General features: G+C 39.1%; 11 protein-coding genes and 1 pseudogene. 2 read left to right on the top strand and 10 right to left on the bottom strand.

All coding sequences use genetic code 11. The features are described 5' to 3' along the window. From AAC037_RS09565 to AAC037_RS09535, 7 genes are all read right to left on the bottom strand, one after another. The coding region (locus AAC037_RS09565; RefSeq protein WP_339902781.1) for an N-acetylmuramic acid 6-phosphate etherase at positions 1 to 676 on the bottom strand (676 nt) is incomplete at its 3' end. Beyond that, positions 673 to 1515, bottom strand: coding sequence for an N-acetylglucosamine kinase (locus AAC037_RS09560; protein WP_339902780.1), 843 nt, complete (start codon positions 1513 to 1515; stop codon positions 673 to 675). The genes AAC037_RS09565 and AAC037_RS09560, both read right to left, overlap by 4 nt. Then, the gene (locus AAC037_RS09555) at positions 1516 to 1743 is read right to left on the bottom strand and encodes a cytochrome b5 domain-containing protein (RefSeq protein WP_339902779.1); all 228 of its coding nucleotides are present in this window, start codon (positions 1741 to 1743) and stop codon (positions 1516 to 1518) included. Positions 1744 to 1794: 51 nt separating this feature from the next. After that, complete coding sequence (locus AAC037_RS09550) at positions 1795 to 2952, bottom strand: formimidoylglutamase (RefSeq protein ID WP_339902778.1); 1158 nt, start codon at positions 2950 to 2952, stop codon at positions 1795 to 1797. Between the two features lie 252 nt (positions 2953 to 3204). Next, positions 3205 to 4509 carry an NADH:ubiquinone reductase (Na(+)-transporting) subunit F gene (gene nqrF / locus AAC037_RS09545; RefSeq protein WP_339902777.1) on the bottom strand — a complete coding sequence of 435 codons (1305 nt, stop codon included), beginning with the start codon at positions 4507 to 4509 and terminating at the stop codon, positions 3205 to 3207. A 124-nt stretch (positions 4510 to 4633) separates the two neighbouring features. Beyond that, entirely contained in the window at positions 4634 to 5476 is an 843-nt protein-coding gene (gene accD, locus AAC037_RS09540) for an acetyl-CoA carboxylase, carboxyltransferase subunit beta (RefSeq protein ID WP_339902776.1), read from the bottom strand. Positions 5477 to 5579: 103 nt separating this feature from the next. Then, a complete protein-coding gene (locus AAC037_RS09535; RefSeq protein ID WP_339902775.1) occupies positions 5580 to 6566 on the bottom strand; it encodes a mechanosensitive ion channel domain-containing protein in 987 nt (328 codons plus the stop codon). Positions 6567 to 6791: 225 nt separating this feature from the next. Here AAC037_RS09535 and AAC037_RS09530 point away from each other — a divergent pair, with 225 nt between their 5' ends. Continuing rightward, entirely contained in the window at positions 6792 to 8426 is a 1635-nt protein-coding gene (locus AAC037_RS09530; RefSeq protein WP_339902774.1) for a carbon starvation protein A, read from the top strand. Between the two features lie 76 nt (positions 8427 to 8502). On the opposite strand, the gene AAC037_RS09525 is transcribed toward AAC037_RS09530, so the two are convergent. After that, positions 8503 to 9087, bottom strand: coding sequence for a porin family protein (locus AAC037_RS09525; protein WP_339902773.1), 585 nt, complete (start codon positions 9085 to 9087; stop codon positions 8503 to 8505). Between the two features lie 434 nt (positions 9088 to 9521). On the opposite strand from AAC037_RS09525, the gene AAC037_RS09520 reads away from it, so the two are divergent. After that, positions 9522 to 10298 (top strand): hypothetical protein, encoded by a 777-nt coding sequence (locus tag AAC037_RS09520; protein ID WP_339902772.1) that lies wholly within the window; start codon positions 9522 to 9524, stop codon positions 10296 to 10298. A gap of 116 nt (positions 10299 to 10414) precedes the next feature. Here AAC037_RS09520 and AAC037_RS09515 read toward each other — a convergent pair whose 3' ends face one another. Continuing rightward, entirely contained in the window at positions 10415 to 10669 is a 255-nt protein-coding gene (locus tag AAC037_RS09515) for a DUF4834 domain-containing protein (protein ID WP_339902771.1), read from the bottom strand. A gap of 194 nt (positions 10670 to 10863) precedes the next feature. After that, positions 10864 to 11322, bottom strand: a pseudogene (locus tag AAC037_RS09510) (carbamoyl-phosphate synthase large subunit); the annotation flags it as partial.

Genomic DNA, 11322 nt, shown 5'->3' with positions numbered 1-11322 from the left:
TGGACAGCTGCATGTCTACCATCTTATTGCCTTTCACCTTTCCCAGTTTAATCATGACACTGGTAGATATCATGTTAAGAGCTAGCTTCTGAGCAGTTCCTGATTTCATTCTGGTACTTCCTGTTACAAACTCAGGACCTACAACTATCTCTACCGGCATGGCCACTTCTTTGGCAAGAGGGCTGCCTTCATTGCATGTAATGCAGCCTGTAAGTAAGCCTTCCTTCATTGCTTTTTTTACTCCTCCTATTACATAGGGCGTGGTGCCTGATGCAGCTATACCGATAATGGTATCCTGAGCATTGAAATCAAATGCCTGAATATCTTCCCAAGCTTGCTCCGGATCATCTTCAGCATTTTCCACTGCTTTTCTTATGGCTGTATCCCCACCGGCAATAATTCCAATTACCATATCATGTGGTACGCCATAGGTCGGCGGGCATTCTGAAGCATCTAGGATACCTAGTCGGCCACTAGTGCCGGCTCCAATATAAAATAAACGACCACCTTTTTCCATCCTAGGGACTATGGCTTCCACCAGTTTCTGAATTTGAGGAATAGCCTTATTGACCGCATCTGGTACCGTCTGATCTTCTTTGTTCATATTGGTCAATAATTCATTGACCGACATTTTCTCAAGGTGGTTGTAATAGGAGGCGCTTTCTGTGGTGCTCATATCTTTTTTTGATGGTAGAGTGTTAATCCGGCTATTGGAGTTTCTAGGATAGTATTGATTTGTATGTTTAGATCGTGTCCAATTTGTCTTAGGACATCATTGTTATAGTAAGCGATAGATCCGACAAAATTCACAGGTTTGTTTTGATAATCTTTGTACCTCATGACATGTCTCGAGAAGAAATCTTTAAAACCATTGTAGAAAAGCTCATAGCAATATGGGTCAGCCTTATGTTGGGCTATAAATTCACAAAAACCTGCCATAAAGCGATTGGGAAATGGTCTTTTATAAACATTGTCCTGAATATCAATTATGGAAAGGTGATATTTGTCAATAAATGCTTCCCGAATAGCAGTGGGCATGTCATCGTAAATAAAATCTTGTAGGAAGTGCTTTCCGATATATGTTCCTCCACCCTCATCACCTAAAAGGTAGCCGGGAGAAGGCCTGCTGTTCGTTATTTTGTCACCATCATAGTCTCCGCTATTTGAACCCGTTCCCAATATGCAGGCTATCCCTGCTTCGTGACCACAGGTTGCCCTTGCGGAGGCCATAAGGTCATGATCTACATATACCTTGGCATCTTTGTAAATGCTGTTGATGGCGTTTTTTACAGTTTCTTTATTGGCCTCAGAGGTGCAACCTGATCCATAAAAATAAACTTCCTGGATAATATCTTTCCATGAAAGGAGGTCAGGCGTTTGGAGTCCCAGTTCCATGTCCTCTTTGGTCTGATAATAGGGGTTAAACCCTACAGTCCTTGTTTGGTGAACTTTGTTATCCTCTGTGATTACTCTCCAGTCGGTTTTGCTGGAGCCACTGTCTGCGATCAGAATCATTTATATTAAATAGCCAATAGGTTCAAATTTATCAAATACATTTTCATTATGAGGGGCATTTTCGAGCTCTTCTGTTAGGTCTTGTCCTGCCCAATGTTCATAATGTTTGCCATTTTTCCACAGTCTGGAATTGCCTACATCATATATTTTGCCTTTGTAAGCAATCCATATTTCAGGTTTGTCCTGCCCGTTTCTCAAGGCCAGTTGGTTTTTAGAAATAGAAATCATATGCTTATTCTATTGCAAATATAGGACTACCTAGGGTATATGCATGTATTATTAATAAAGTTTTAATTGGGCATTGACCCAGCGCTCAGGTATTTCTCCCTTTTGAGCGGTTTGATAATCTTGATAACTACAGGGAATAATGGTGTCTCGATTGTATTTTTCACCCTTGTTGCGGGGGATTTCCAGCCACCATTTTCCGCTTAGTTTGCTTTTGTAAAAATGCAAAATAGAAGGCTTGGAGTCTAATGATACCGTGTACATGATATAGTCGCTGCTTTTAAATGATAGGCTGTCTTTTCTCTGGTGAAAACCTTCAATAAAATACCAGATCATTGTGGCAATAATGGCAGCAGTCTTTTGCCTGGGGTCATCCAAATCCACATGGTAACCATAGATTCCAATGGAACTTAGCTTTTCATTGGTGCCTGCAAACCAGCATATTTGACAGGCCTCCTCGGCACTTAAGCCAAAAGGTTGCGCTCCAATGGCTCCGGGAGCATCTGAGGAATTGATGGAACAAATGTCAAAACTTAATAAATCTGCATTTCTGATCAGCGGTTCGGTTTCTTTGAAGTTGTCCCGCAACTGCCCCAAACGGATATGATCAAAGTAAAGCTTCTCTAAGGTGGTGACCAATTCAGGGTCTGTCAAAAAACTTTGGTAAGCAAGGTGGCAATAGTTGAACATATAGTTCGGTTCATGCAAAACCACTTCTTGAGAATGTCGGTCTTGAGGATTGCCGGCATCCTCCATGTCCATTTTAGCATCTACCGTTAGTAAGCTGACCAGTTTTTTCATGTGCTGGTAAGCTTTAAACTGCCCAACGTCCAAGTCATGGCTTCCACCGATAAAAATTGGCAATACTTCGGTTTTTATCATTAGTTCACCAATAGAACTGATCAGTGACCGGGTTTCTTGTAAGTTTTCCCCGAGTTTAATATTGCCTAAATCGGCAAGGCTGTAATTTCCCTGGCCCTTTTTGAGCGTATATAGTTTCTTCCGAATGGCAGAACTGCTTGCCAATGAATTTTTTAATGTATCATCTCCGGTGCCCCTGTATTCTTCTATGCCAATAATGGCGATTTGAATGCCTTCGAGGTCAGGAAAGGTTTCATCATGACAATGAATGTGGTGAAAAAACGCATTGTGCCCATATTCTTCTTGTAGAATCTCGGAAGGGATAGGTTCGAAAAATGCCTGTAAATCCATTGTTATTTTTTAGAGATTGAATATTAAATCAGATATGTCAATAGGCGGTCTGTTTTACTAAAACCTCGGTTCGGGCTTGGTATTGCCATTCCAAAGCGGTCAGGTTTTTGTTTTAATTAAGCCTATCAATCATATGCCTATGCCGCCTGAGCTTGTGCCGGGAGGGCCATTAAATAATTTAATATAAAATTATGGAAAAAGAAGGCATAAAAAAAGTCCCGTTAAACTTTAACGGGACCCTTTTCTTATTTTTTATCCTCCGAAATCATCGAATCTGATATTCTCTTTTGGAACACCCAAATCATCTAGCATCTTAAGTACTGCAGCATTCATCAAAGGAGGGCCACATAAGTAATATTCTATTTCATCCGGCTCGTCAATATCTTTAAGGTAGTTGTCATAAAGAACTTGGTGGATAAAGCCTACATAGCCATCACCTTCCTTGTCATCCATTGACTTTTTGACTTTCCAGTTGTCCTCAGGTAGAGGTTCGGATAAGCCTATGTTGAAACTAAAATTCGGGAAATCTTTTTCAATACCTCTAAAGTGTGGTGTGTAGAACAACTCCTTTTTAGACCTACCACCGTACCAATAAGATACTTTTCTATTTGTTTTCTCTGTGTGGAAAAGGTGGAAGAGGTGAGATCTTAATGGGGCCATGCCGGCACCACCACCTATGTAAATCATTTCTCTTTGGGTAGGATTGATATGGAATTCACCATAAGGTCCTGAAATGGTTACTTTATCACCAGGTACTCTTGAGAAAACATAAGAAGAACATACACCCGGATTCACATCCATCCATCTGTTATTTGCTCTATCCCATGGTGGAGTGGCAATACGGATGGTTAGCATTACAATATTTCCTTCTGCTGGGTGGTTGGCCATGGAGTAAGCCCTAAAAAGAGGCTCATCATTTTTCATGGAAAGATCCCATAAACCAAATTTATCCCAATCGCTTTGGTACACGTCTTTCGGGTGTTCCAACTCAGGATGTGGGGTGATATCCATACCCTTAAAGGATACCGTAATTGCAGGAACATCTATTTGAATATACCCTCCCGGTTCAAAGTCCAACGTTTCACCTTCAGGAAGTTTTACTTTAAATTCTTTAATAAAAGTAGAAACGTTGTAATTAGAAATTACTTCACATTCCCATTTCTTAATACCGAAGATCTCTTCCGGAATCCGGATCTTCATGTCATTTTTTACCTTTACCTGGCAAGAAAGCCTTACTTGGTTTTGTTTTTCAGCCCTGCTTAGGTGACCTTCTTCTGTAGGAAGTACTTCACCTCCACCTTCTTCAATGGTACACTTGCACATGGCACAGGTACCTCCACCTCCACATGCGGAAGGAAGGAAGATTTTTTTGCTACTTAGTGTGTTGAGCAGGGTAGACCCGGCAGATGCAATTAGAGGATTTTTTTCGTCCCCGTTGATAATGATTTTAACATCTCCTGACGACACCAACTTTGACTGGGCAAAAAGAAGAACAAACACCAGTAGCAGAATAATAATGGTAAATGCTACTATCGAAGTAATGATTACTGAACTCATTTAATAAATTTTTATCTTTATCAGTATGTTTAACTGGTTTTGAATCGTACAAATATATTTATATTTCCCCAAAACCATTACAATCTTGGGAGAAATTAATCCCAAGAATTAATATAATAACCTTCTATTGTCGAAGAAGGTTTAACAAGGTGTAAATTCTGTTTTTCAACTGCCTTCTGTCGATGATAAAGTCCAAGAATCCGTGCTCCAAAACAAATTCCGCACTTTGAAAACCTTTAGGTAAATCTTTGCCTATGGTTTCTCTAATTACTCTTGGACCCGCAAAACCAATAAGAGCTCCCGGTTCGGCAATATTGAAGTCTCCCAACATAGCAAATGAGGCTGTTACCCCTCCCGTTGTAGGATCTGTCATTAAGGAGATATAGGGTATTCCCGCTTCATCCAAAAGCGCAAGTTTTGCGGATGTTTTGGCCATCTGCATTAGACTAAAACCAGCTTCCATCATCCTGGCCCCTCCTGATTTTGATATCATCAAGAATGGAACCTTGTGTTTCAAGGAGTAATCAATTGCTCGGGCAATTTTCTCTCCCACTACAGAACCCATGGACCCGCCTATGAATTTGAAGTCCATGCAAGTAATGACTATGTCCAAACCATTCAATTTGCCAACGCCTGTTCTGGCAGCATCTTTTAAATTGGTTTTTGCAATCGTGTCCTTAATTCGTGTGGGATAGGGTTTGCTATCTACGAAATTTAAGGGATCACCTGATATCATCTCCTTATCCAATTCTGTGAACTTGTTATCATCAAAAAGGATCTCGAAATATTCCTTAGAACCGATTTTTACATGATAATCATCATCCGGGCAAACATAGGAATTGTTTTTTAACTCTCGGGTGTGAATGATATTCCCCTTCGGGGTCTTATACCATAATCCGTCCGGGGTGTCTTTTTTCTCCTCTGTTGAGGTTTTAATGCCGGCGTCTTTTCTTTTAAACCAAGCCATAAAGTTTTGTTTAAATTATCCCAAACCACATTGGGAGTCCAAATTTATAGGTAATATCTGTTAAATAAAACCAAAATCTACTTTCTCGAAAAGTTTACCCATTTCATTTCTTGATTTCTGGAGTTTCTTTCTCCATCAAAACCCTGGTTTTTGGCAGTGTTTCAGGATGGTTTTTTTGAAGAAACTCAAGAAGCTTTTCCCTTACTAAACACCTTAGATCAAAGGCAGTTGGGCTATCTCTTGCACTCATAAGGCACCTTAGTTCGATGGTTTTTTCTGTCCAATCTGTGACCTGCAGTACTTGAACCTTTTTATCCCATAAAGGTGTAGCATCTAAAATTTCTTTTAGTTTCGACTTTAATTCACCTACATCAACCGTAGGATCAACATATATAAATACAGTGCCCCAAATGGCTGCTGTGGTTCTGGTCCAGTTTTGAAAAGGTTTCTCTATAAAATAGTTGATGGGCAGAACTAACCTTCTCTGGTCCCATATCTGAACAACCACATAGGTGAGGTTTATTTCTTCAATTTTACCCCATTCCCCTTCCACCACCACTACATCATCAATTCTTATTGGCTGGGTGAATGCAATCTGAAAGCCTGCCAATAAGTTGGCAATGGATTTTTGTGCAGCAAAACCAATGATGATACCCATTATTCCTGCAGAAGTAAGCAATCCGGTACCGATCCTTCTGGCAGATTCGAAATTCATTAAAATGGAAGCGAAGGCAATCACCACCACCCCGATAATAAAGATCTTTCTAATGAAGGCAACTTGGGTCACAAGTCTTCTTTCGCGCAGGTTATCCTCCTTGTCGAAAGTATATTTTTCCAAAAAGATATACCGTAAAACATTGGATAATTCTATTATGATCCAGGTAAATAAGACAATAGCCAATACTATAAACAATCTTTCCTGTACAATATTTAACGAGGCCGGAGGAGGTAAGTAATAGCCAATAAGGGGATATATAGCCAAAAATATCCCCCATTTAAGGGCTTTTGAAAACTTATTCATGGATTGCTTTCCTTTCCGGGTGCCGGGCTTATAGAAAAGTCTCAGCAATTTTGGAAAAGCAAATTCCATAAAGAAATGGCTAAAAATCAATAATCCTATGCAGGCACCTAGAAATAGGAGGGTCGGCTTGTTGAACATTTTTAGGAGAGGATTAATTTGGAAAATAGTAATAAAGGGGATAGCAATGTGTCTTTTCTATCTGCCATTGGTACTAAATAATTTTTAAATTAGGGTTTATTTCCGATGAAATCAATTTTCTAATTAACTTTGAGGCTTGAATAATAAATCCAAATCATGCAACTGACGTACCTTTTTCTTTTTTCCGCAATTATTTTAATAGTAGCGTATTTCACCTATGGAAAGTTTGTCTTTAAAAAGTTTAAAATCAACAATAATAATCTGGCGCCTTCTCACAGATTAAGGGATGGTGTGGATTACGTCCCGAGTAAGCCTATCGTTGTTTTGGGACATCATTTTGCCTCAATAGCAGGTGCAGGGCCAATTGTTGGGCCCATCATTGCCGTAGCATTTGGCTGGGTGCCCGCCGTAATATGGATTTTGATCGGTGGAATATTTTTTGGTGCTGTCCATGACCTGGGGAGCATGGTGGCTTCCCTTAGGAACGATGGGAAATCTATTGGCGTTATCATTCAAAATAATATTGGAAAGAAAGGTAAAAGATTATTTATCTTGTTTAGTTTTTCCACTTTGATTTTAATTATTGCCGTTTTTGCTGACATCATCGCCAAGACATTTATCAATAACCCCGGAGTTGCTTCGGCTTCAATTCTTTTCATTTTACTTGCAGTGGTTTTTGGCTTTGTTACCAAATTGACCGAAAATAAAAAATCCGCTTTCCTAATTGCCTCCATTGTAGGGGTGGTGGTAATGTATTACTTCGTCTATCTGGGCATGCAAATTCCATTTGAACTCAATTATCAGACTTGGATTTATATACTGTTAATATATGCCTTCATTGCTTCGGTTACTCCTGTATCCATGCTGTTGCAACCAAGAGATTATCTGAATAGCTTTTTGTTATATGGGTTGATTCTTGCTGCAATTGTAGGGGTGGTGATTGCCAATCCTACCATTGTGATGGATACAGAAGTACATGTGTCTACAGAGAATCTTGGTTATTTGTTTCCTGTATTGTTTGTGACCATTGCTTGTGGAGCCATCAGTGGCTTTCATTCGCTTGTAGCCTCAGGAACAACTTCCAAACAATTGGATAAAGAAAGTGATGCCAAGGTTGTAGGGTATGGAGGGATGTTGATAGAATCATTTTTAGCCATCATTTCAGTTGGGGCTGTGATCGTATTAAACCGCACAGATTACTTGTCTAGGTTGGGACAAGATGGTCCTGTACCACTTTTTGCCGATGGTCTTGGAGCTATTATTTCTTCATTGGGCATATCCGAATCATTCGCTGTAGGCTTTGTGGCTTTGACAGTTTCAGCTTTTGCACTCACCACTTTAGATACCTGTACCAGGCTGGCAAGGTTTACCCTTCAAGAATACTTTGAAGATGTGGAACAACCGATTGGTAAAAAACTTTCCCAAAACAGATACCTCTCTACAGGGGTGGTTGTCATATTGTCTGTGCTATTGCTGGGGAGTGGTGGATTTACCACCTTATGGCCAATTTTCGGTTCGGCCAATCAACTTTTGGCAGCCCTCGCATTATTGACGATTTCTGTTTGGCTGATCAAAAAGGATATCAACCCCACCTTTGTAACCATTCCCATGTTCTTTATGTTTACCGTCACATTGACTTCCTTGGGATTATTTGCTTGGCAAAACTTTCAAAAAGATGCTTATGTGCTTTCAGTCATCGCGGCCATTTTATTCGTTCTTTCCTTTGCCTTGATCTTCCTTGCCCGAAAAAGTTTGGTTAAAGAGGTCAATTCCAAGGAATTGGTCAATTAAAAAAAGCAGCTTCTGTAGGTCATTGAATCAATGCTACCGAAGCTGCCTATTGCAATATGTTATCGCTGGAAATTTCTTACAATAAATTGATTCCGAGAGAAAGCATGATTTGATTTTGCCTTTGGTCTGTTGGGATTTCCCCAAAATTATTTACAGAATTGGTCAAAGCACCTTCATATTTTAGGTCCAACATTAGGTTCCCAATGTCTACACCAACTCCTGCTTGGTAACCAAATGTAAAGTCCTCAGTAGGAGGAATAATTCTTTGGGTTGAAGATCCATCACTGGCTTTAACTTTTCCGTCAAGCATATAACTGGCTACAGGACCTGCCTGAATTCGTAAGACATTGCCAAGTTTTAAGCCAACCATTAATGGCACATCCAGCCTATCAAAGTCGGAATCGTAATTGAAAGTATTGTCTTGAAAGGAACCTCCGGTATTGGTATAAAGAACTTCCGGTTGCAAATAGATGACAGGTAAGTTTATTCTAGCGAAAATCCCCACATGGTAGCCCATTTGAGAATCTTCTCCTTTAAACCCATCCGAAACTTGAACATCACCTTGTGAAAGGCCAATCTTAGGACCTACTGACAAAATCTGAGCATTTAGCTGTGTAATGCCTAATCCTGTAAAGAATAGAATAATTAACGCTTTTTTCATTAGTTTGGCTTTAAATTAAATAATAGTGCTTTCTTTCGACCCGAACCTTGCAATGGATCTGCCCTTATATCGAGTTTTCCTTGGTTTTTTTCAAGCTGTTAACCGAAAAAAATGTTGCCCGAATTGGTGAATATAATCCCGAATAGGTAAACCTGATTAAGTGTTTAATATCCTATAAAGGTCTACAATAAGGCAATTTTAAACTCAAATAATTTGCTTATCGCATCATTTGTGGTTCAATAAATTAATAACCAATTCTGTGCCGAAATAGTATAGGTAGGGTAAATTAATTTTAACAAAATTTAAGAATTACACTTAATAAAAATAAATCCTTATTTAAAGATAATAACAACTGCATTTTTCACGTTATTTTATTCGGTCTATTTTTTCAAATATTTGATTAGTAGTAATTTGTGCGGTTTTTGAATTCGTCTATGAGAAATTTTACTTTTAAAACGCTTTGTTTTCTTTGCTTGACTTTCAGTTTTTATTCATGTATAGAGGATACGGATGGTGTCAATGAAGAGCTTTACATGGGGGTATCTGCCGCAAGGTGGGATGTAGGGAAGTCTGCCAACTTTTTGTTGGCGGCAGATCAGTTTCCGGCTTTGGAGCTGGAATTGGTCTATATGGAAGGGTATGAGCCTTCGGATAAAATGCTTGAATCGCTTGTTGAATTTTTAGAGAAATATACATTCAAGCCTGAAGGGATTCGCTTGTTGTTAAAAGAAATTCCGGCCATGAATAAAGAGACTTACACCACAGAGGAAATAGCGACAATCGAAAATGATTACCGTGAAAGTTACAATGAGGGGAATACGATATCAGTATTTCTATTGGTGGTGGATGGTGATTTTGAGAAAAATGAGGAAGATTCATTTACCATAGGGGCTGCCTATAGAAATACAAGTCTGGTGCTATTTGGGAGTCAAATTGAAAAAAATTCAGGGGGGATAAGAAGGCCCAGTAAAAGCAATCTGGAAACTACCGTTGTTTTACATGAGATGGGACATTTGTTGGGCTTGGTAAATGTTGGCAGCGAAATGGTGGAACCACATGAGGATGAAGCGTACGATCATCACTGCGACAATGAAGACTGTCTCATGTATTGGGCCATTGAGACCAATAGCATTTTTAATTATATGAGAGATGTTATTCCTTCCCTTGACGGCAATTGTGAGAGGGATCTCAGGGCAAATGGCGGGAAATAAACACTTTGTAAAGACTTAGTGAATAGCTGTTTGTAAAATAATGTTTGCCTAGGATTTTGAAGGGGAAGCTTATTAAAAAGCGCATCAAAAGGGTAAGGCAACGTTTTAGTGTAGTTTTAATCTTTTACTTCCTCATAGTCAATGTAGTCTCCTCCTGAAATGGTGCTGGAAGAACCGTTTTTACCATTCTTGGGTATAAAATCAACATTCACATTGCCATCTTTAGGTTTGTTTCTTTTTTTTGTCTCTTCTCTTTGGGCTTCTTTTACCTGATCAGCAAACTTTTTAAGCTTACTGTTTAGGAAAAACTTAAATAAACTAGAAAAAACCCAACCCAGTGCAATAAAGAATATTATTATTTTGAAAATCATGATCTACAATTTTGAAAGCTCACTAATTCTGTTCAAACACAACAAAGTGCTTAATCCATTAACGGAAAATCACCACTTAGCATTCAATATTAATGGAAAAAAAATACAAAAACCAATCTAAACTGTTGTAAAGGAGACGGAATAAAGATACCCGACTTGAAATCCAAGCCGGGTAAGTTATTGATTTAGGTCTTTTATCTACTCAAATAAAGGTTTCTTTCTGCAAATATTTTTAGAAAATAATCGTCCATCAAGTCATCTATAAAATAGATGGCCTCGCCTGTAGATTTCATTTCAGGCCCCAATTCCTTATTTACATTCGGGAATTTGTGGAAAGAGAAAACAGGTTCTTTGATTGCATAACCTTTTTTCACAGGAGCGAAATTAAAGTCAGTCACTTTCTTCTCACCTAACATCACTTTGGTCGCATAATTTACGTAAGGCTCTTGGTAGGCCTTACATATAAAAGGTACCGTACGGGATGCTCTAGGGTTGGCTTCAATCACATACACCTTGTCATCTTTGATGGCAAACTGAATGTTTATCAGCCCCTTGGTTTCTAAGGCCACTGCTATCTTCTCAGTGATTGTTTCGATTTGTCGAATAACCAGGTCTCCAAGATTATAGGGAGGCAATACCGCATAAGAATCTCC

Origin of the sequence: uncultured Cyclobacterium sp. (assembly GCF_963976465.1) — a bacterium.
GTDB lineage: Bacteria > Bacteroidota > Bacteroidia > Cytophagales > Cyclobacteriaceae > Cyclobacterium.
The sequence above is the reverse complement of the archived record's forward strand: the minus strand, read 5'-3'. Positions and strand labels throughout refer to the sequence as shown.

Excerpts from the sequence above, each read along its gene's own strand:
- AAC037_RS09560 (WP_339902780.1), bottom strand. The coding sequence starts at position 1,515 with ATGATTCTGATCGCAGACAGTGGCTCCAGCAAAACCGACTGGAGAGTA.
- AAC037_RS09555 (WP_339902779.1), bottom strand. The coding sequence starts at position 1,743 with ATGATTTCTATTTCTAAAAACCAACTGGCCTTGAGAAACGGGCAGGAC.
- AAC037_RS09550 (WP_339902778.1), bottom strand. The coding sequence starts at position 2,952 with ATGGATTTACAGGCATTTTTCGAACCTATCCCTTCCGAGATTCTACAA.
- nqrF (WP_339902777.1), bottom strand. The coding sequence starts at position 4,509 with ATGAGTTCAGTAATCATTACTTCGATAGTAGCATTTACCATTATTATT.
- accD (WP_339902776.1), bottom strand. The coding sequence starts at position 5,476 with ATGGCTTGGTTTAAAAGAAAAGACGCCGGCATTAAAACCTCAACAGAG.
- AAC037_RS09535 (WP_339902775.1), bottom strand. The coding sequence starts at position 6,566 with ATGGAATTTGCTTTTCCAAAATTGCTGAGACTTTTCTATAAGCCCGGC.
- AAC037_RS09530 (WP_339902774.1), top strand. The coding sequence starts at position 6,792 with ATGCAACTGACGTACCTTTTTCTTTTTTCCGCAATTATTTTAATAGTA.
- AAC037_RS09525 (WP_339902773.1), bottom strand. The coding sequence starts at position 9,087 with ATGAAAAAAGCGTTAATTATTCTATTCTTTACAGGATTAGGCATTACA.
- AAC037_RS09520 (WP_339902772.1), top strand. The coding sequence starts at position 9,522 with ATGAGAAATTTTACTTTTAAAACGCTTTGTTTTCTTTGCTTGACTTTC.
- AAC037_RS09515 (WP_339902771.1), bottom strand. The coding sequence starts at position 10,669 with ATGATTTTCAAAATAATAATATTCTTTATTGCACTGGGTTGGGTTTTT.